General features: G+C 67.9%; 19 protein-coding genes and 1 pseudogene. 11 read left to right on the plus strand and 9 right to left on the minus strand.

Annotated features, from left to right (window positions below; translation table 11 throughout):
* Positions 1-180 precede the first annotated feature (180 nt).
* A complete protein-coding gene (locus ACZ562_RS35560) occupies positions 181-2,643 on the plus strand; it encodes a tetratricopeptide repeat protein (RefSeq protein ID WP_471188138.1) in 2,463 nt (820 codons plus the stop codon).
* Positions 2,644-2,861: 218 nt separating this feature from the next.
* Here ACZ562_RS35560 and ACZ562_RS35565 read toward each other — a convergent pair.
* A pseudogene (locus tag ACZ562_RS35565) lies at positions 2,862-3,072 on the minus strand (IS256 family transposase); the annotation flags it as partial.
* Positions 3,073-3,515: 443 nt separating this feature from the next.
* On the opposite strand from ACZ562_RS35565, the gene ACZ562_RS35570 reads away from it, so the two are divergent.
* Positions 3,516-4,355 (plus strand): aldo/keto reductase, encoded by an 840-nt coding sequence (locus ACZ562_RS35570; protein ID WP_471188141.1) that lies wholly within the window; start codon positions 3,516-3,518, stop codon positions 4,353-4,355.
* Positions 4,356-4,792: 437 nt separating this feature from the next.
* Here the strand turns inward: ACZ562_RS35570 and ACZ562_RS35575 are convergent, their stop codons facing one another.
* A complete protein-coding gene (locus ACZ562_RS35575; RefSeq protein ID WP_471188144.1) occupies positions 4,793-4,984 on the minus strand; it encodes a hypothetical protein in 192 nt (63 codons plus the stop codon).
* A gap of 327 nt (positions 4,985-5,311) precedes the next feature.
* Between ACZ562_RS35575 and ACZ562_RS35580 the strand changes: the two genes are divergently transcribed.
* The 3 genes from ACZ562_RS35580 to ACZ562_RS35590 all read left to right on the plus strand — a co-directional run bounded on the left by ACZ562_RS35580 (position 5,312) and on the right by ACZ562_RS35590 (position 6,890).
* A complete protein-coding gene (locus ACZ562_RS35580; protein ID WP_471188147.1) occupies positions 5,312-6,289 on the plus strand; it encodes a tyrosine-type recombinase/integrase in 978 nt (325 codons plus the stop codon).
* 102 nt (positions 6,290-6,391) lie between these two features.
* Positions 6,392-6,643, plus strand: coding sequence for a DUF4158 domain-containing protein (locus tag ACZ562_RS35585; RefSeq protein WP_471188265.1), 252 nt, complete (start codon positions 6,392-6,394; stop codon positions 6,641-6,643).
* Positions 6,552-6,890 carry a hypothetical protein gene (locus ACZ562_RS35590; protein ID WP_471188150.1) on the plus strand — a complete coding sequence of 113 codons (339 nt, stop codon included), beginning with the start codon at positions 6,552-6,554 and terminating at the stop codon, positions 6,888-6,890. Before ACZ562_RS35585 ends, ACZ562_RS35590 begins: the two co-directional genes overlap by 92 nt.
* Before the next feature lie 319 nt (positions 6,891-7,209).
* Here ACZ562_RS35590 and ACZ562_RS35595 read toward each other — a convergent pair whose 3' ends face one another.
* On the minus strand, positions 7,210-7,404 hold the full coding sequence (locus tag ACZ562_RS35595) for a hypothetical protein (RefSeq protein ID WP_471188153.1): 195 nt from the start codon (positions 7,402-7,404) through the stop codon (positions 7,210-7,212).
* A gap of 128 nt (positions 7,405-7,532) precedes the next feature.
* On the opposite strand from ACZ562_RS35595, the gene ACZ562_RS35600 reads away from it, so the two are divergent.
* Positions 7,533-8,012, plus strand: a complete 480-nt coding sequence (locus ACZ562_RS35600) for an NUDIX hydrolase (RefSeq protein ID WP_471188156.1) — start codon at positions 7,533-7,535, stop codon at positions 8,010-8,012.
* Positions 8,013-8,019: 7 nt separating this feature from the next.
* Here the strand turns inward: ACZ562_RS35600 and ACZ562_RS35605 are convergent.
* Positions 8,020-8,896 (minus strand): IS5 family transposase gene (locus tag ACZ562_RS35605; protein ID WP_471188159.1). Its coding sequence is split into 2 segments (ribosomal slippage): positions 8,020-8,551 and positions 8,550-8,896, totalling 879 coding nucleotides; the frame shifts between segments, so codons are not numbered across the junction.
* 58 nt (positions 8,897-8,954) lie between these two features.
* Between ACZ562_RS35605 and ACZ562_RS35610 the strand changes: the two genes are divergently transcribed.
* A complete protein-coding gene (locus ACZ562_RS35610) occupies positions 8,955-9,944 on the plus strand; it encodes a hypothetical protein (RefSeq protein ID WP_471188162.1) in 990 nt (329 codons plus the stop codon).
* Positions 9,945-10,211: 267 nt separating this feature from the next.
* Positions 10,212-10,919 (plus strand): hypothetical protein, encoded by a 708-nt coding sequence (locus ACZ562_RS35615; RefSeq protein ID WP_471188166.1) that lies wholly within the window; start codon positions 10,212-10,214, stop codon positions 10,917-10,919.
* A 244-nt stretch (positions 10,920-11,163) separates the two neighbouring features.
* Here the strand turns inward: ACZ562_RS35615 and ACZ562_RS35620 are convergent, their stop codons facing one another.
* The 5 genes from ACZ562_RS35620 to ACZ562_RS35640 all read right to left on the minus strand — a co-directional run bounded on the left by ACZ562_RS35620 (position 11,164) and on the right by ACZ562_RS35640 (position 16,060).
* Positions 11,164-12,069 (minus strand): helix-turn-helix transcriptional regulator, encoded by a 906-nt coding sequence (locus tag ACZ562_RS35620; RefSeq protein WP_471188168.1) that lies wholly within the window; start codon positions 12,067-12,069, stop codon positions 11,164-11,166.
* 106 nt (positions 12,070-12,175) lie between these two features.
* Positions 12,176-12,529, minus strand: coding sequence for a hypothetical protein (locus ACZ562_RS35625; protein ID WP_471188171.1), 354 nt, complete (start codon positions 12,527-12,529; stop codon positions 12,176-12,178).
* Positions 12,530-12,605: 76 nt separating this feature from the next.
* On the minus strand, positions 12,606-12,893 hold the full coding sequence (locus ACZ562_RS35630) for a hypothetical protein (RefSeq protein WP_471188173.1): 288 nt from the start codon (positions 12,891-12,893) through the stop codon (positions 12,606-12,608).
* Between the two features lie 309 nt (positions 12,894-13,202).
* Positions 13,203-15,656: a tetratricopeptide repeat protein gene (locus ACZ562_RS35635; RefSeq protein ID WP_471188176.1), complete on the minus strand. Its 2,454-nt coding sequence runs from the start codon at positions 15,654-15,656 to the stop codon at positions 13,203-13,205.
* Positions 15,657-15,730: 74 nt separating this feature from the next.
* Complete coding sequence (locus tag ACZ562_RS35640) at positions 15,731-16,060, minus strand: hypothetical protein (protein ID WP_471188178.1); 330 nt, start codon at positions 16,058-16,060, stop codon at positions 15,731-15,733.
* Between the two features lie 103 nt (positions 16,061-16,163).
* On the opposite strand from ACZ562_RS35640, the gene ACZ562_RS35645 reads away from it, so the two are divergent.
* From ACZ562_RS35645 to ACZ562_RS35655, 3 genes are all read left to right on the plus strand, one after another.
* Entirely contained in the window at positions 16,164-16,457 is a 294-nt protein-coding gene (locus ACZ562_RS35645; protein ID WP_471188268.1) for a transposase family protein, read from the plus strand.
* 236 nt (positions 16,458-16,693) lie between these two features.
* Complete coding sequence (locus tag ACZ562_RS35650; RefSeq protein ID WP_471188181.1) at positions 16,694-17,884, plus strand: IS110 family RNA-guided transposase; 1,191 nt, start codon at positions 16,694-16,696, stop codon at positions 17,882-17,884.
* A 591-nt stretch (positions 17,885-18,475) separates the two neighbouring features.
* Complete coding sequence (locus ACZ562_RS35655; RefSeq protein ID WP_471188184.1) at positions 18,476-19,534, plus strand: zinc metalloprotease; 1,059 nt, start codon at positions 18,476-18,478, stop codon at positions 19,532-19,534.
* Positions 19,535-19,537 lie beyond the last annotated feature (3 nt).

The following is a 19,537-nucleotide window of genomic DNA, read 5'->3' on the forward strand; positions in this document are numbered from 1 at the left end:
TGGACGAGTTGCGATGGCTTGTCAAACGGGGGGCGGGTTGGGCGCAGTTCAGGGACACGGGCCAGGACGCGCGGGCACCATGGTGCGATGAAACGCGACCGGCCGGGGCGGGAGGAGGGCAGGCCTGTCGCGGGGAAGAGGCTGATTGCCCGTCCGGTTGTGCCGCCGGGGCCTTTGCGCGTGCTGAAGGACGTGGTCTACGAGGCGTACGTCGCGGCGGGTGCGCCCACTTTGGACGTGATGGCCCAGGTGATCGGGGCGGACGATGCGCTGGCTGCCTGCCCTTCTAGGGACACGATCCACCGCATCATCGGCGAGCCGGCCCTGCCCGCGAAGCAGGCGGATGTCGTGGCGGTCCTGCGCACGCTGGTGGGCATGGCGGGTGGCGAGGCTGGAGAGGCGGGCCGTCAGGCGGCTGCGCTGTGGACGCAGGCCCAGCTGGTCGAGCCGCTCGGCCGCCCGGTCAGGGACCTCGACCCGTACCACTTGGAGGTTCATCCTGCGATCGCGGTGCGCGGCAGCGAGGGATTGCCGGCCTATGTGGAACGCGGGCACGACCTCGAACTGCGCGGCCTTCTCGCGCGGGCGGTGCAGGGGGAGAGCCGGCTGGTGCTGCTGGTGGGGACGTCGTCGTCGGGAAAGACGCGGGCCTGCTTCGAGGCCCTGTGGCAGCTGCCGGACGACTGGCGCCTGTGGCATCCCTACGATCCCGACCGGCCCCGGGCCTGCCTGGCCCACCTGGCGCGCGTCGGCCCGCGGACGGTGGTGTGGCTGAATGAGGCGCACCACTATCTGCTGCACCCCGAGCACGGCGAGGCGATCGCTGCCGGGCTGCGGACGCTGCTGGAGGACACATCCCGGGCACCGGTCCTGGTGCTGGGCACCATCTGGCCGGGCCCCGGGTATTTCGATGACCTGCGCAGAACCCCGCATCCCGGTGTGATCGCGGCAGAGGGCCAAGGACGGCTGGCCGTGCCCCCAAGGGAGCGGGATCCGTTCGGGCAGGCCCGGATCCTGCTGGCCGGGCGCGACCTGCAGGTACCCACCGCCTTCACCGCGGCCGAGATCGAGGAAAGCAGGCAGTCACCCGACCCGCGCCTGGCGGCGGCCGCCCACAGCGCCCGGGACGGTCTGATCACCCAGTACCTGGCCGCCGGGTTCGAGCTGGTGGCCCTCTACAACGAAGCAACCGCCGGCCCCAGGGCCCTGCTGGATGCCGCGATCGACGCCCGCCTCCTGGGCCACCCGCCCAGCCTGCCCCTCGCGTTCCTTGCAGCGGCGGCTGAGGCCTACCTCACGGACACCGAATGGGAACTGCTCCCGGACAACTGGTGCGAACAGGCACTGGCGCAACTGACCGCGCCGGTCAAGGGAGTGCACGGTCCGCTGCACCGCCAAAAGCGCCCCCGCGGCGCAGCCGGACCCCTCGTGCCGGCAGCCGGCCCGGCCTACCGGCTGGCCGACTTCCTCGTCGACCACTTCAGGCTCGCCCGCCGCGCTGCGCCGGTGCCTGCCCTGTTCTGGCAGGCCGCCGTGCGGCACTGCGCGGACGACGCCGCACGCAACCTCGCCTCGGCGGCAGCCTCCCGGTCACTGACGCAGACCGCCTGCCGGCTGTGGGCGAAAGCAGGCGAACACCGGAAGATCGCCCGCCAGCTCATCGACACGGACCGCCTCGACGAAGCCATGCCCTGGCTGGAGCGGGCCCACATGCTGGGAGACAACGCGGCCGCCCGGTCGGCCGCCGAAGAACTGATGCGCGCCGGACGGCTGGATGAGGTTCCGCACTGGTTTCACCAACTTGAGGGCCTCGCCCCGGTACAGGCCATGCGGTGGACCGGCGCCGTCATGGCCGAGGCGGGCCGGATCGACGCAGCTCTCAACTGGTTCGAGCGCGCGGCGGCGGCAGGAGACACCAGCTGTTTCCTTGCCGCGTCCGAGGTACTGGCCGACCACGGACGCCTGGCGGATGCCCTCATCTGGTGCGAACGAGCCATCGCAGCCGGCGACAGCCACGGATACGAGGCAGCGGTCGAATCGCTGATCGACGCCGGGCGCTTCGACGACGCCCGTGACTGGATCAAGCGAGCCGAACAGGCTGGCCACACCGCAGACTTCGCACCCATCCGGGAAGCGCTGGCGAACGCCCACGTGGCCCGCAACCGTCCCGCCTCCCCGGCACAGTCCGCCGAAGCCCTAGACGCCGCCGACCGAATGCCGACCGGCGACGCGCCAGGGCGGGCACGTCCCTACGGTGAGCTGTCCGCATGGGCGGCAGGCGCCGCCGCACGCACGGAAGCCCTGCCGATGGCCGAGGCCAGACGGCTGGCAGCGGAAGGCGAACTGGACAAGGCACTGGCGATGGCCGGGGAAGCGGCCGCGCAGGGGGAAGCCCATGCCTTGTACTGGGCAGCCCAGCGCCTGGCGGACACCGGCCGCTGGAAGGAGGCGTTTTCGTGGTGCTCACGGGCTGTCGCAGCGGGAAGTGAACTGGCCGCGCACCTGGCCATCGTCAGTCTCGAGGAGCTCGGGCGTACCAAGGAGGCCGAACAACTCGAGCGCTACGGATGGGACACCACAGGGGACATCGCAGCCCCGTGGAGGCTGGACGTCGACCCGCCGCCCGGGAGCACCCCGATCTGACTAAACCGCGCCCCTGCGGGCCGGTTGGCCTGCCAGGTAGGCGGCCTTGGCCCTCTGCAACCTGAGGGACAACTCGCGGGCCGTTGATCACCCCGCACCAGGAGACAACACGGTCCATCTGGACGTCTCGATCAAGAGGTCCAGCGGCTCGCTGCAGAGTGGAGTACGTGTTGCGCCTGCCGCGGCACCCCTGGGTCATGTCCCGCCGCGTGGTGTGGTCACTGGCCGAGCTGATTGGGTTCCGGCTGGAGGTAGCGGGCGGTCGTCCTCAGCCGGTTCGGCGGTGAGGAGTTCGGCCATGGACCCTTCGGAGAGGTAGCGGCGGTCGAAGACCTGTCATTCGTCGTGGAGTTCGGCCAGGACGGCGGCGGCGAGTCGGTCGAGGGCGGCGGGGTTGGGGAAGACCTGGACGACGTCGGCCCGCCACAGCGTTGAACGCACGGTCCCGACCGACGGCGTCGTGATGGTGGCCCGCCAACGCCTGCGCGTCGGACGCACCTACGCGGGCCGGATCGTCACTATCTACGTCGAGGACACCCATTTATGCATCACCTACGAAGGCGCCGAGATCCATAGCCCGGAAGATAGATAAGAACATGGGCCAGGCGCCAGGGAAGATGGGAAGGCGATCCTGGCTCGGTTGGGGACTACCGTTGTCCGGCGAACTGCGATTCTGGCCCGGATTGCTCAGCTTGATGCTGAGATCGAGGCGGGTGTGGACTGCTCATCGACGACCTGCTCAAGAGGCACTGGGGGTGTCTCGTCGATCAGGTAGCTGTTGTTCTGATCCGTGGCCGATCCTTGCTGGTGGATGCCTTTCGTGGCCAACTGCTTTGTTAGCGTTGCCCCTTGAGTGAGGGGGAAGACAGCACGTGACATCGACTGCGTTTTGTATCGGCGGGGACCTGAAAGTACGGCGGTTGGGGTTCGGGGCTATGCACTTGCCGACGGAACTGGGCCCGGCCCGCGAGACCTCTCTCGCGGTCGCCCGGCGGGCCGTCGAGTTGGGTGTCACGCTGATCGACACCGCGTATCTCTATGGCGGGGGAGCCAATGAGGAACTCCTGGCTGAGGCCCTGCACCCCTACCCGGATGGACTGCTGATCACCACGAAGGTTGGCGTTGCTCGATCGGGCTCCTCAGGCGAGTGGAAGCTCGACGGGCGGCCCGCCGTGCTGCGGGAGCAGGTCGAGCAGGCGCTCCGCCGACTGCGTGTTGAGCGGATCGAGCTTCTTCAACTGCACCGCATCGATCCCGAAACGCCGCTCGCCGACCAGGCCGGCATGCTGCGGGACCTGCAGGCCGAGGGCAAGATCGGCCGGATCGGACTGTCCGAGGTCACCGTCGACGAACTCAACCAGGCACGGAAGATCGTCGACGTGGCGAGCGTGCAGAACCGATACAACCTGCTCGACCGCGAGCACGAGCCCGTGCTCGCGGCCTGCGAAGTGGCAGGAATCGCGTTCCTGCCGTGGCGACCCGTCGCCTGGGGAAAGTCGGGGGCGAGGGCCGAGGTCGCCTCCGTGGCGACCGAGCTCGACGCCACCCCCACGCAGGTCGCGCTCGCCTGGCTCCTCGGCCACTCACCCGTCATCCTCCCGATCCCTGGCACCGCCCGGATCGATCACCTGGAGGAGAACCTCGTTGCGGAGCGTCTCGAAATGACCTCGGTGCACCGCGATCGCCTCGACCGTCTGCCCGAAGTAGCATAGGGCTCCGCCGTTTCGGTCATGACCGAAGCCAGCAATCGACGAGATGCGCCTCCAGTGGCTTGTCGCCGCCGGGATGGCCGGGGACTTCAAGACGCTTGAGCAAACCCAGGAGCCAGGATGAGGCCGCGGTTCGGCTGCCCGACGTCGTCACGGCGCTGGAGGAACTCATGGACGCTCTGCGCACCGCCCGCGGCAGCACCTGAGATTCGCGGCGCACTGTCCCTGGAACCGATCTCATCACGGACGATCGAACGGCTTGACGCCCTCCCGAACCCCGGCTGACCAGCAAATCCACCCATCCCGACTAGCCTGGACCACCCCTCCGGAGCGATGGAACCCGGCGCCCACCCGACGCGACAGCCGTGCCCTCACCCCGCCCAACAAGCCGAAACGGCCCGCCAGATGAACCAACGAGCCGTCACGAAAGATCGAGTCAGTCAGGTCGTGTACATCACCACTCCGCGCTTGGAATGCGCTGCCTTCGCATAGAAGGCAGTGAGTCCCTTGAGTTCGGCAGCGATGATTCCCGGACCTTCATCTGGTGCGATCAGCTCAAGTTCGTAGACTTCGTGCTCGTCAACCAGCTCTTCGAAGTTTGCTTCTCTGACAGCGGTTTCAATAGTCCTCATGTCAACTGCGGTGAGATGGGCGGCGAGCTCGGTGGCCTGGCTGTGTCAGTTTCTGCGGGCTCTGGTCCACTTCGTGTGGTCCGGTGACGCTCGGTCACGCCAACAGGATTCGTTTGCGTAGGAGTTCGAATCCTGCGCGGCTGAACATTTGGCGCTTGAGCATCTTAAAAGTTACGTGGAATCTGCCGGGGTGATCATGTCTCTCCGGTGCAACCACGGACTTGGGAGATGTGTTGAGCGGCACGACGGTGCTGATGGAGAAGTGGCCGGTACTCGGCCGGCACGAGCAGGCGGCGACCTGGCTGACGGTCTGGGCGGATCTCGGACGTGCCCCCCCGCACGATCGATGCCTACGCCCGCGGGCTGGCCGAGTACCTGCTGATGTGCGAACGGGAGAACGTCGACCCGGCCACCGCGAACCGGGCGCATATAGCCGCCTACGTAAGGGAATTGACATCTCGGCCTAACCGTCGAGGGCCCAATGTGGTCTCGATCGACTCGGGGGCAGGGCTGGCCAACGCCACCATCCAGCAGCGACTGGTGCCCGTCCGCCTGTTCTACGACTTCCTCATGGAGGAAGGCATGCGGGAGTCTTACCCGGTCGGCCGGGGCCGCTACACCCCTGGGCGCCAGCGGGGCGGGCAGCAGCGCGGGCTGGTGCCGCGGCTGACGAAGCTGCCGTGGATCCCCAGTGAACAGCAGTGGCTGGGGATCCTGCAGGTCGCGCGCAAGGAGCCGGTCCGCAATCGGGTGATGCTGGCCCTGGCCTACGATTCCGCGTTGCGGCGAGAGGAGCTGTGCTCGCTGCGGACCGATGACCTCGATCCGGCCCACCGGACGCTGAGGGTGCGGGCGGAGACGACGAAGAACCGGCTGGAGCGAGTGGTGCCGTACTCGGCGTCGACCGGCGTGCTGATGTCGGCCTACCTCGCCCACCGGGCCACGGTCAGCCGGGCCACGGGGCCGCTGTTCCTGTCGGAGTCCCGGCGCAACCACGGGCAGCCGCTGACCTTGTGGACCTGGTCGAAGGTGGTCCGCCGGATCGCTCTGGAGGCCGGGGTCCCGCGGTTCTCGACCCACACCACCCTTCACCTGTGTCTGACCGATCTGGCCCGGATGGGCTGGGAGTTGCATGCGATCGCGACCTTCGCCGGCCACCGCAACACCGATTCCACGCTCCAGTACATCCACCTGTCCGGCCGGGACCTGGCCGACAAGCTGGCCCGCGGCATGAAGCACATCCATGCCTGGCGCATACAGATGCTCACGTCTGCGGACGGCACGACGGCGGAGGTGTCGCGGTGACCGCACCACTGCCGGCCATCGCCGCCGAGGACGGGGCCGGACGCTGGTCCTGGCCGATTTCTCCGCCCCGCGACGACGGCGCGGTGGCAGTGCGACCTGCTGATCCGCTACTTCACCCTCACCTCGGCCGACGAGGCGTTCCTGCGGAAGTTCCGCCGATCCCAGAACGTGCTCGGCGCCGCCGTGCAGCTGTCCGCTCTGCCCTGGCTGGGCTTCGTCCCCGACGACGTGCCCGCCGCGTCGCCTGCGGCAGGCGTCGACCTTGGCGACGTTCACGCCGAACGTGTACGGATTACTCGATACCGGCCGCCAGTTCAGCGGCCAGGCGGCGTTGGTGGCCTGCGATCCGGCTGATCCGGTTGGCGGTCAATACCCCGACCATGTTCCCCTGGCGGTAGTAAACGACCTCAAGGCGCCGAGGCTGCACGTCGTCCTGGCGGGCAAGGAAGAGCACCTGCTCGACAACCGCCTCCAGGCGCTCGCCGCCGACGTGAAGGGCATCGCCATCGCGGTGTGGGTGAACACCCTGCCCCGGCTCCAGCGCGGCGAGCCCTGGTACGAGATCGGCGTCGACGACCCGGACCGGCGCCGCCAGCGCTAACCCGAGCCCGTCAGCCGCTGACGCCGCGCACGACGCCGGGCAAGCCCTGCGCGCGAGGGGCTTGCCCGGGGCCCGGCTACACCAGGGCGGGGTGGGCGTGATGACCGCGTCGACCGACGCCATCGTGTAGAGCGCGACGTCGACGGCCCGGCCCGGGAGGTGCCGAAACGGACCTCGATCGATTCGGCGGGCCTGATCCACTTCTTCGGCAGCATCGGCGTCCGGTCGGGCAGTAACGGCTCGATTCACGCCCACTGCGCGTCAGCCAACGGCACACACGAACAACGACCGACGGGGCTGGCCGGAACGGTGCTGCTCGTCAGGCCGTCGGCTCGCTGGGGAGCCGCCACAGGTCCCGCACGAGCGCGTACGAGGCACTGAGGAAGATCACAGCTCCAGCCCCGATCCAGAGAGCCGACGCCCCAGAACGGTACTCGCGAACGGCAAGAGCGAGCAGCAAGGTGCTGACAAGAACGCCGAAGACCGAGATCAGAGCGCTGATGCGGTTAGTCACATGGACATCATCGACGACAACCTCGGGCGGCGGGAGTGATCCAAACGAATCGCCCTAGAGCGTGTTTGAGATATCGATCAACGTGGCTCAGGTCTTGATCGACATTTCGAGCACCGCATAGCGTCAGGATGGTGGAAACAACGCACCGGCCCGCCGCCCGGGTCATCTGTCTGGACGCTGCCCATCGCCTGCTTCTTTTGCACTGGCGTGATCCGTTCGACGGGACGTGGCTCTGGGAGCCACCCGGTGGCGGTATCGAGTCTGGCGAGACGCCGCTGGTGGCGGCACGACGAGAACTGGCCGAGGAAACCGGACTCGACCCGGCTGCGGTGCTTGACCGGTCGGTGCTCGTCGACCGTGATGTTCAGTGGAACGGCAAGCGGTACATCGGGACGGAGCACTTCTTCGTTGCGCAGTTCGCCGACGAGCAACCATCGCTCGTCCGGACCGGCTTGCTCCCCGATGAGCAGGTCAACCTGGACACGCACGTCTGGATCGAATGGTCGGATCTGAGCTCGCTGCCAGACCCGGTTGAGCCGCCACAGTTGCTGGCCGTGCTCGGCACCCTGGTGCCAGACGGTCCGTGGCGTGATCGGGATCGTGCATGACAGGCGGTCACAGCGCCTGCCGTATGAGGGTGAGTTGGACGGTCGACTCGTAGCGGACAGCGAGCTTGTCGTACCTGGTCGCGACGCCTCGTGCCTGCTTCAGAAGGCCGATCCGGCACTCGACTTTGTGTCTGCGCTTGTACATTTCGCGGTCGAATCCAGGCGGGCGGCCGCCGAGGGAACCACGCCGGACTCGGTGTCCGGCCTGGTCCTGCTTCTCTGGGATGGTGTGCGCGATCCCGCGTTTGCGCAGGTAGGAGCGGATCTGGCGGGACGAGTACGCCCGGTCGGCAAGTACATGTTCTGGCCGAGTGCGGGGGCGTCCACCGCCGATCCGGGGGACACGGATTCGATCCATCACCTGCTCGAAGACGGGTGCGTCGCCCCGCTGGCCGGCGGTGATGACGGCTGCGAGGACGTGGAAGGAGGCGTCGACGGCGAGGTGAATCTTGGTGGTCAGCCCGCCGCGCGAGCGCCCCAGGCCGTGGTCGTTCGGCTCGGCCGCGAGGCCGTTCGGACGCGTCCGGCCCGGATCGTCAGCCCCTTTTTGCGGGCCCGGCGGCATGCTGGTGGGCCCGGCAAACAGTGGAGTCGACCGAGACTTCCCACTCGATGACCCCCTCGGCATCCGCCTTGACCTGCAACTTCTTCAGGACACGGGTCCAGGTCCCATCGATCTGCCAGCGTCGGAACACCGCATACGCGGTCTCCCAGGGGCCGTATCGCTCGGGCACGTCCCGCCAAGGCGAGCCGGTCCGGGCCCGCCACCAGATCCCGTCGAACACCTGCCGCCGATCCCTCGGAGGCCGGCCCATCTTCGGTATCGGCGGCAAGACCGCTTCCAGCCGCTTCCACTGCGCATCCGTCAGATCGCCACGAGACATCTGAAGATCGTTTCATGACCTTGATCAACATCTCAAACACGTCCTAGCCCCACTGCTCGTGGAGCACCTGCCTGACCGGCTCGATACCCGCGCCGGCGAGAACGCCCGGATCGTCGAGGATGAAGCCGCCTGCCGCTACCTGCAGCGCCTCGCCGCTCTACACGCGGGCCTTGTCCAGGCCGCCGTCGGCAGCGACCGCTACGAGGTGCGGCGCGCCGTCGAGATCGGCCACCACCAGCTGTTCGACTCCGCAGACCTGCTCCAGCGCCACGACACCCGCTCGGCCTCCAGCGAGCTCATCGCCCGGGAACGGCTGATGCTTCAACTCGCCGTCCAGACCGGACAGATCGTCACGCCCATGCAGGGCGACGCGGCGGCTGCCCGGCACGACCGGTTCGGCGGGCAGCCGCCGCTGGGTCCCTATCCGCCCGGGCCCCGCCCGCGGCCCCAGCTCTCAGCCGAGCACACGACCCCCGACCTGCCGACGAAGGAGGAAACGAACATGCCCCAGGACGGTTCCGAGCAGCCCACCCGCGAGGTGTACCTGCTCTTCGCGCACGAGGCCTACTACCCGGCCGCCGCCCAGGAGATCAACACCTCCCTCGTAGCCGCAGCCTCCCTGCTGCACCCCCGTGTCCGGCAGCCCGACGGCGCCCGCATCTACGAACGCCTCACCCGCGGCCGCCGGCCCGGCGAGATCGTGCCGCTTGCCACGCTCACCCACGAACTGGACGGCGGCACGCGCTGGCCGGAGGTCGGCGACTGGGAGGCGGTCACCGCGGATCTGCTCCAGCTCATCCAGGACCACGAATGCGACGCCCTCAGCCTGGGCCTGCCGGACATCGCTCGTGCCCTGGTGTGCTCCGGCCCGCACGGCGAGGTCCGGGTCTACAACCCGGTGGCCGAGCGGTATCGGGCGTACGGGCCCGCCGACCGGATCGAGGTCCTGGTCGAGGTCGGCCGACAACTGGCCTGGGCGGAAGCAGGGTGCGCATTGTGGCCGGGCGACGTCCTGCTGGCTACCGCTAGTCCCGTAGAAGGCACGTGATGTTCGGCTGGAGGCCAACGGCGGCGCATCATGCACACCAAAGCGTCTCTCCCCTCAGCTTGAGTCTTAACTTCGAATCCCGTCGAGGTGCGTCCCGGCTTGGGGTCCTGGCCGAGCCACAAGTCTGGATCGGGGCCCTGGGGTGGGTTGGCAAGGTGGGCCAGCGAGCACCCCAGCGGCCCCCTACTGACGGAGGATCGGAAAGTGAGCTGTGGGAGCCAGCCCGCTGTGTCACCGTCTGTGCCGTTAACGGCATGAGGGGGGCAAGTGATCAACGAATCGACGAGGCAGGCCCGGCTACGGCTCGCACGGCAGCGTCCGGGCGTCAGTAGGGTTCGGTCGCGTGGGCTTGCCGAGGCGCCCGACGAAGCGCCGCAGGGGACTTGGCAGCGCATCCGGGCAGTCAGGTGGGCGCACTTCATCACCGTGACCGGCACGGCACTGGCTGCCCTTGCGGCGATCGGCGGGCTGTGGGCGACAGCTGTCGCGACCTACTGGAGCCAACAGACGGCCAAGAACGATTTGGAACAGTCGAGGGAGGATAGCGAGCAGGAAAAGCGCAGTCAGGCCAGCCACATCACGTTCTGGATCTCGCGGGGCGGGCAACCGCAGCTTCACGTCGTCAACAGGTCACCGGACGCCGTCACGAACCTGCGTCTTTGGCAAGGCACAGACTCAGTTGAGTTCAGATTCTTCCTACCGGACGTGCCTCCGTGTACCGAATTCATTCTCACTCCTCAGGAGACCACCTCGGTGGATGGGAAGCGCTTCAGTCCCTCAGACCTTGAGAGCCTCTTCACGGAGCTGTACTTCGTTGACCGGTCGGGAACTGGCTGGGAGAGGAGCCCGAGGAAGCTCAGCCCGAGGAAGCCCATGGAAGACAGCAAGGCTGGATTTCATCAGCTGGCCAGCCGCGTGGAATACCCGGACAGCTGGCAATCAACCAAGCCGACAAAGCTATGCACTGAGGGGTGATCGCGCGCCGCCGCCCAAGAGCCAACACTGGCTGGCTTCCTGCGCGACGTGCTGTCCGCGCGAGCGCTCAGGAAACGGCGATGGCCGGTGCCGCGAAGCCGTGCGGCTTCGCGGCGGAGAGGTGGCTGGCCTCTCCATACCGGCCATCGTGCGGCGTCTGGCCCGCCGGGAGTTCGTCGATCCCTTAAACCAGAGGCCGCGGTCTTACGGTATCCCGCTCGTGACGCGGGTCGGCGCGCTGCAGTCAGGGCGCCGAGGACCGGCGGGCGGCAAGATCCTCGAGGCGGGAGCGTCTCCAGCGCTGCTGGCGCGGACGTCCGGCGCTGCCCCGGCGGTACTCGAACCCGTCGGGCTGCTCGAGATCGGGCAGGAGTCCGTGTCCGAGCGCGCTGATGAAGCTGTCGGCATCCTTGTATCCGAGGATCCGGGCCGCTTCGGCGGCGCCGGCCAAGTCCTCGTTCTCGTCCTGGTCGGCAGCCGGCAGGACACCGCGCTGTCGGGCGGCGGCGACGGCGGTGGCCCGGCGCCACTTCTTACGGGCACGGCCGCGACTGCCTTCCTCCTTCTCCAGGGTGTCCGGCTCGGGCAGTTCCGGGATGCGCCCCTGATAGAGGGCGCTGGAGAACGAAGCGACACTGCCGTAGCCGAACAGACTCGCAACTTCGGCGGTACCGAGCAGCTCGTCGGGGTCCCCGTCGGCCGACACCGGGGGCAGCGCGGAGGCCGGGGCGGAGCCGCGCCGGCCCTTGCCGGGCCGGTTGCTGGCCCAGGCGACGATCGTGCCGCGGCGCCACATCGGGACGTCGACGTCCTCGTCGGGCTCGGGGAAGTATTCGGGCCTGTCGCGGAAGTAGGCGTCGATGGTGGAGGTACGGGTGTAGCCGAGGAGCTTGGCCACTTCCCGCTTGGTCAGCAGCTCGTCCTGGTCGGCCTCGAGTACCGCGGCCGGCAGCGTGCGCTTCTTCGGGGCGCGCTTGGCGAAGAACGCCGCGACCTCGTCGTGGCGCCAGAACCGCTTGCGGCCCTCCGTGTGCGCGACCGCGGGGAAACCGCTGTCCGGGTCGTTGCTCCACTCGCTGATCCGGGGCTTGCTCGTGCCGAACTCGGACACGATCTGCGCGGTGTCCACGAGCCGCTCGGCGGGAGACATCGAAACCCCTTTGGAAGGATCGGCAAGGCTGGCGCCCGGTCCGAGCGCGACAGGTTCGATAATGCCAAAGCTGATGGGTTCGTGTCCAGCCCAGCGCGAGAGACGGCTACAGAAAGTCCTCGCCAAGAAGGCAGACACCGAAGAGCGCGGCGCGTTCTTCCAGCTCCGTGTAGGCCATGGCGGCCGGCGCGGCATCCCAGGTCGCGAACGCGAGCGCGGAGACCGCCTCGCCGCGTGTCATCCCCTGCTCCCACGGCGTACCCAGGGCAGCGCACCGCTCGGCGAGCTGGGCGTCGGACAGGCTCGCGGCCTCCTGGCGGATGCCGGACTGAACGTCGGCGACGCCCTCGCACCAGGCGCGGTGGCCCCTGGCGAGAAGGTCCTGCAGCGCGTCCCGGTCACTCAGGTCCTGTGCGCTGGCGGCGAGGTCGAGAAGCAGGGCGGTGGGGTTGGTGTCCATGGTCATCTCCTTCATCCACTGTAAGGGGACGTGTGCCGGGCCGGGTCCGAACAGATCGGCCCGGCACACGCGGGTGTCAGCTGTGGGCGGTGCAGCCGTCGCACAGCGCACGGCCGTTGTGTCGGGCCATCTCGGGTTCTTTGCGGGGGTCCTTCTTGAGCGTCTCCCGGACCTGCTCCTGCAGGGCGGTGAACTCTGGGCCGTCGTCCGGGCAGACGACGCCGGGGGCGGGTGCCCCGCAGGTGTTGACGTGGCGGATCAGGTCGGTGATGCGCCAGTCCGCGCGGAAGCTGTCGCCACGCACCTGCTCAACCTCGGCGTACAGGTCAGCCAGCCGCGGCCGCCGGCCGACAGAGAGCAGCACGTCAGTGCGGGAGGCGAAGACACACAGCGAGCACGAGAGTCGTTGACCGGACTACCGAAGGACACGCCAGACATGAGCGCATCCCCTGCCTGGCTCAGTCGGTAGACAAGCATCCGAATGACGAAGGAACGCAACGGAGTTGAACGAGCAATCCCGTGATGTCCGCGCCATCCAGCTACCGCGGTTGGGGCGGGTGGCTGCGGATCCAGGTGTTGTGCCCTGGCCGGTCTTCGATCACGAAGAATCTCCGCCTCAAGCGCACCCCCACCGATGGACGGCCGCGACTGTTTGACCTTGGCATGCCCGTCTTCACCGACTCCTCGTCGAGGAAGATGAAGTCCTCCTGATGGATCCCAGAGGGCGCAGCCAGGAGGCCTGTGGCCACTGTGGGCGGCGGGAGGCCGCCAGTGCCTCGTCTAGATCATGGCGGCCGGCCAGGGTGTGAGGGTGTTCGGGGCCGAGGACGCGGGTGCGGTCGTTGAGAGTCTGCCTCAGCAGGCGCACCGCTTCGGCGTGCTCGCCCGCTCGGGACAGGGCGAGTCCTAGGCGGTTGCGGCTGGTCAACGTGTCGGGGTGTTCGGGGCCGAGGGCGCGGGTGCGGTCGTCGAGGGTCTGCCTCAGCAGGCGCACCGCTTCGGCGTGCTCGCCCATTCGGGACAGGGCGAGTCCTAGGCGGTTGCGGCTGGTCAACGTGTTGGGGTGTTCGGGGCCGAGGACGCGGGTGCGGTCGTCGAGGGTCTGCCTCAGCAGGCGCACCGCTTCGGCGTGCTCGCCCGCTCCGGACAATGCATTGCCAAGGTTGTGGCGGCTGAGCAGGGTGTGGGGGTGATTAGGGCCCAAGACATGAGTGCGATCACGGAGGGTCTGCTGGTGTAGGCGCACCGCTTCCGCGTGGTCGCCAATCTCGTCCAGCGCGAGCCCGAGACTGTTCTGGCTGGCCAGGGTGTGCGGGTGTTCGGGGCCGAGGACGCGGGTGCGGTCCTCGAGAGTCTGCCGCAGCAGGTCAACCGCCTCCGCATGGTCACCCATTGCGTCCAACGCGCATGCTAGGTCGTTGCGGCTGGTCAAGGCATCCGGATGATCAGGGCCCAGGACACGAGTCCGGTCGTGGATGCTCCGCCGCAGCAGACGCACGGCCTCCGCGTGGTCGCCCATCCCGAACGTGGCATTGGCGAGGTTGTTGCGGCTGGTCAGGGTGTCGGGGTGATCGGGGCCCAGGAGGCGGATATCGGCACCGAGGACACGCTGGTGCAGCACACGGGCTTGGGCGAAGGCACCGGCGTCCTGTAGCACCATTGCGAGGGCGTTGAGAGTGGAGCGGATTGCCGCAAACTCGGGCGGGCCGGGGTGGTCGAGTAATAGCGGAAGGTGGGGAGCGAGCAGAACCGCAGCAGGCCAAGCAGGGTGACCGGCCTGGCATACGTCTTGAGCGGCCACAGTCAACCGCTCTGCAAGTGCGCGGTGCCATGTTCTGAGGCTGCTGGTCTCCGTTCTGAGGGCGAGGGCGTTGATGTCCCGGATCAGCGGGTGCAGCACCACTTGTGCCGGACCGCTCGCGGCTGCGAGGCCAGTGATGTCAGAGGCGGAGGGGAGGCCAAGAAGACCGTAGCGGTACAGACCGGCGAACGCTGCTTCCAGCTCCACCGGCGTGACCTCCCGCCCCGTCACAGCGGACAGCAAGTCTGGGGTGATGAGAGCCAGCGGGACGGGGGCCTCGGCCAACAACGCCAGTAGCCGTAGCAGGGGGCGGGCCATGGCAGTGCCCTCTCGTGCCAGCTGATCCAAGGAAACCTCCCAGGTGTGCCTCACCACGGTCCGGGCGACCTGCACGTCAGAGGCACCTGGGTGCTCTGCTCCCAGCAACTGGGGAAGTTCCTGCTCCAGCGCCTCGCGATAGCTGGCGAAGGTGCGGTGTCGGCTGGTCGGCCCGGCGAGGTAGGTGCCAACTGTGCGCAGCGCCAGTGGCAGGCCACCCAAGCGAGATGCCAGATCCCGGGCCTGATCAGGCGTTCCTGCCCCGGGGGCGGTATCCAGGAGGACCTGCCCCGCAGGATGTGTCGGCAGCGGTTTCAGCTGCAGCAGTTCCGCGCAGGGTCCCCAAGTCTGCTCGCTCGTGTCCCGGCTTGTAACCACCAGCAGCCCTCCGCCGTGTGGGCGCATCCAGCCGCGGTAGTCGGCCAACCGCTCCTGCGCCGGTCCGATCTCCTGCGGTGCGTCGGCGTTGTCCACTACCACCAGCCAACGTCGTTCTCGACTTAGCTGCTGCCAGACCACGTCCGGAAGGCTCGCCTGGCCCACCCTTGCTGCTTCCAACTCGACCTCAGGGAGCCCGCAGGCCAGCGCGACCTGCACCATCTGCTGCGTCAGCTCTGCGGAGTTGCGCCAGTGGACCCAGAAGACCTTCCAACCCGCCGCCTCAGCGCGGTAAGCAATCTGCGCGGCCAGTGTTGTCTTGCCCAGTCCGCCGGCCCCACACAGCACCGCGAACCGACCCCGGGGACGACGCAGCATTTCCAGTAGGACCGTCAGCTCCTCCTTACGCCCCCTTACGCGCTCGACATGTGGGGGACGCAAGGAGGAAGACGCGCCTCCGGCCCGCTGGCGGACCTGCACCAGCAGCTGCGACGTGCCCACGGCGGCGTCGAGCCGCCGCTCCCACAGCAACAATCCGACGCTGGCCACCGCCAGCACCGCAAAGATCGGCCAGATCACCCACGGACGCGCCGCCCAGTCAGGCACTGCAGCGCTGGCGTAATTGGTCACCGGCCCCAGCACCGCCGCCAATAACGCAGTCACTGCCGTGACCGCTGACCCCGCCCACGCACCACGCCTACGCCTCAAGGCCACCGCCCCCGTTCACTGTTAGCAGGATGGCCGTCGCTGACGTTCTCTATGCGTGAGGTTGTAAGCCTGAAGCGCTCTGGCTCTCTTTCCGCCGGACAGCTGAGGTGCGAGGCAGCCAGAGAGCCGGGCCGCAGCCGCGGAGCGCCGAGCGCGATGAGCTGGGCGGCGGCGTACTCACAGCCCTGCTCCTGGCGGCGGATCTTCTGCGCCGTCCAGTCGTGGAAGACCGTGCCGTCCGGCAGGAGCTTCACTGTGCGTGCGGTTGCGCGGCCGGCGTACACCGTGTTCGTCGCCGCGTAGATCGTCCCGACGTGCCCGGGCATGACCAGCACGCCGGAGGCTGTCCGGCGCGGGACGGGGTCGGCGAACGAGTTATGGGGGTCATCATTCTGTCCGTTGTCCGCTCTGAGTGACTCCTGACCCACCCTGCAGCCCGTACACGAGAGTCCGCACCAGCGCCCGGCGCGGACTCTCACGTTTTCGGCACTTCGGGATGCGGCCCGCCGCTGCCGAAGTCGATGCTCACGAGAACGGGAGGCACACCAGGACCTCACCGCGACCCAGCGGACGATCAACCGTGCCCTGTCAGCGGCCCGAGCACCGGTCGAACGAAGCGTCGCAAGACTGAAGTCCTGGCGCGTCTTCCGCAGAGCCCGCTGCAGCCCCAACCGCATGACGGTCATGGCCGCTGCCGTCCTCACACTGGAGCGTCAACGCTGAAAACGCTCCCTACGTTGTTCTGCGGGAGGCGGTGAGCCCTTCGTATGGTTCACCCACCCAGGGGCGTTGGGTGTGGTTGAAAACGCTCTGCCGCTTGTGGCTTTCACTGATTGGCCGCCCGGTGCCCCACGACGACCCGGCTGCCAATTAGGAATTGCGAATGATCGCTGAGTAGGGAATCGACAGCGAGGTCGTCCGTCGGGAGGCACCCGCACCACACCGCACGGAGGTACCACATGGCCGGGATCTGGGCCGGCATCGACGCAGGCAAGACCCATCACCACTGCGTCGCAATCGACGAGAGCGGCCACCGGCTGCTGTCCCGACGCGTCGCCAACGACGAACCCGAACTCCTCGAACTCCTCACCGATGTCCTGGCTTTGGGCGGCGAGGTGACCTGGGGTATCGACCTTGCCAACGGCGGAGCCGCCCTGGCCATCGCGATCCTGCTCAACCATGACCAGCCGGTGCACTACATCTCCGGCCGGGCCATCCACCGTGCCTCCGAGAGCTACCGCGGCGAGGGCAAGACCGACGCCAAGGACGCCGCCGTCATCGCCGACCAGGTCCGCGTCCGACGCGATCTGCACCCTTTACGCGCCGACGACGACACGGTCACCGACCTCAAGATCCTCACCGGTCGGCGCATGGACCTGGTCGCCGACCGCACCCGCACCGTCAACCGGCTCCGCGCCCAACTCACCGACATCTTCCCCGGCCTGGAGCGGGCACTGGACTTGACCAACACAGGCCCGCTCATGCTGCTTACCGGCTACCAGACCCCAGCCTCCCTCCGCCGGACAGGCAGGAAGAGGCTCGAGACCTGGCTGCGCAACCGCAGGGTCCTGCGCGCTGACCGCCTGGCCGAGACGGCTCTGGAAGCCGCCGGCCGCCAGCACACAAGCCCGCCCGGCGAGAAAATGAGCGCCCAACTCGTGCACACCCTGGCGGCGGAGGTGATGGCCCTCAACCAGCAGGTCGCCGAGCTCGACAAGGCGATCGAGGCCCGGTTTCGCGAACATCGGGACTTCGAAGTGATCACCAGCATGCCCGGCCTGGGCGTGATCCTCGGTGCCGAGTTCCTGGCCGCGACCGGCGGCGACATGAGTCTCTTCGGCACTCCTGACCGCCTCGCCGGCTTCGGCGGCGTTGCTCCCGTTCCCCGCGACTCCGGCAAGATCAGCGGCAACCTCCGCCGCCCACGACGCTACAACCGCCGACTCCAACGAGTCTTCTACATCTCCGCGTTGTTCAGCATCCGGCACTGCGAGGACTCCCGCCGGTTCTACGACCGCAAACGCTCCGAGGGCAAGCGCCACATCCAGGCTGTTCTGGCCCTGGCCCGCCGCCGCGTCAACGTCCTCTGGGCACTCCTACGCGACGGACGGACCTACGAGACGGTGCCTCCCACCGCTCACACGGCTTGACAGACAGCATTAGGAATCACTGTTACCCGCCCGGCGGCCTCGGCCAGTGTCACCCCCGGCGTTGAGCCACGCCGACGAAGCGCAGTGAGCCAGGTCGCACGGCAGCAGCTCTTGCGGTCGCAGAAGTACCGGCGTACCCGCAGCCGGACGATGACCCGGCGCGATCCCAACGGCCGCTCATCCAGTAGCGCCGAGCCCCCCATGTCCCAACCAAGACAAGATCCCGCGTGCCAGACACCCGGCACAGTCGGCCACTCACCAGTAGCCAGGAACAAGCACATCAGCAGGCCCAGAGCCACGCTCAGACGGCTGCAGCATTCCCGGTCACCGAGATCCGAGCCGCGATGCGGACTGTCCAAATGGAGCCAGCCGTAGGGAAGTCAACCCTGGTACCGGCCGAAGCCGCTGACGATTCGTCACGTGAGGTGGCACGCCTGTGCCGATCCGGATCAGTGGCTGAGAATCGCCCTTTCCGGCCGCGATCAAGTGACGTCAGAATGCCTGTTCGATGAACGTCCCGTGCTAAGGGACCGGATCACAGGGGGTGGGGGAGTGGCTGGACGTCGTCCAGGGCTCGTAGGCAGAACCGTTTTGGCGTTCGCGTTGGCCGCGTCGCTCGCTGTCGTCGGCGGCAGCGCGCAGGCCGGCACGAGCGCGATACCGATATGTCCGACCGCGGACGAGCTGTCGGTCTACGAATTGCCGACAGGCCTGAACGCGCACACCTGCGATGTGGAAGGCCTTGTCGTCACCTATGACGGCACCGGGATAGAGATGCCGGAGGCCGACACCGCCGTGAGCATCGACGCCCTGTCCGAAGACGGTACAGAGCACGGATTCATGCTGATCGTCGCCGCGGACGGCAAAGTCTCCTACGACCTGTCCACGGCCAACACGGAGTCGCCCACCGCAGGCGAAGACCGTGCCGATGTCGTGAGCCCGCGGCTGACGCCGGGGGATCTGACAGAGGAATCGGACTCACCGGTGTCCGAGCCGCCCACACCCGACGGTCTCGAGGTGGGCGAGGTGGACGCCGCGAGCTCCCCCGGCGAGTGCCAGGACGGCGCCTACTCGACGCTGGACCGGAAGGAGTACGGCATCTACAACTGGTACCTCGGGGACGGGGCCTATCCCGCGGGCATGACACGCCTTCAAGCGCTGGAGTACTTCGAAGGCTCCATCGGCCGGATCACGGCCAGCACCAACAACTGTGGCCTCACCGACCAAGTACCCGCCAAGAGTCACTACGCGGGCACGACCACATATGAAGCGGACATAAGTGACCACGGGACGTGCACCGCTCGGGACGGCAAGAGCACGTGGGACGCCGGCGACCTGGCCGCCGGGACAGTCGCCGCGACCTGCGCGCACACATGGCCCAACCCGCTCGGCAAGAACGACCTCCGGGAAGCGGACGTGCGGTTCAACATCGCGGACTACGACTTCACGAGGAATCCGACGAGCACCTGCTACGGCCTGTACCACGATGTTCTCAACACGGGCACGCACGAGGCCGGTCATGTCTTCGGTCTGGGCCACGTGGGCTCCGGGCATTCAAATCTCACCATGTACACCAAAGCGGACCGCTGCGAAGTGAAGAAGAGGACACTCGGTAAGGGCGACGTCATGGGGCTTCGCAGCATCTACTAGGGA

Source organism: Streptomyces sp. NPDC040410 (assembly GCF_055595715.1).

What these genes read in the sequence shown, in the direction of transcription:
- ACZ562_RS35575 (WP_471188144.1), bottom strand. Translation starts at nt 4,984, where the DNA reads ATGAGGACTATTGAAACCGCTGTCAGAGAAGCAAACTTCGAAGAGCTG.
- ACZ562_RS35600 (WP_471188156.1), top strand. Translation starts at nt 7,533, where the DNA reads ATGGTGGAAACAACGCACCGGCCCGCCGCCCGGGTCATCTGTCTGGAC.
- ACZ562_RS35620 (WP_471188168.1), bottom strand. Translation starts at nt 12,069, where the DNA reads ATGTCTCCCGCCGAGCGGCTCGTGGACACCGCGCAGATCGTGTCCGAG.
- ACZ562_RS35625 (WP_471188171.1), bottom strand. Translation starts at nt 12,529, where the DNA reads ATGGACACCAACCCCACCGCCCTGCTTCTCGACCTCGCCGCCAGCGCA.
- ACZ562_RS35640 (WP_471188178.1), bottom strand. Translation starts at nt 16,060, where the DNA reads ATGCCCGGGCACGTCGGGACGATCTACGCGGCGACGAACACGGTGTAC.
- ACZ562_RS35650 (WP_471188181.1), top strand. Translation starts at nt 16,694, where the DNA reads ATGGCCGGGATCTGGGCCGGCATCGACGCAGGCAAGACCCATCACCAC.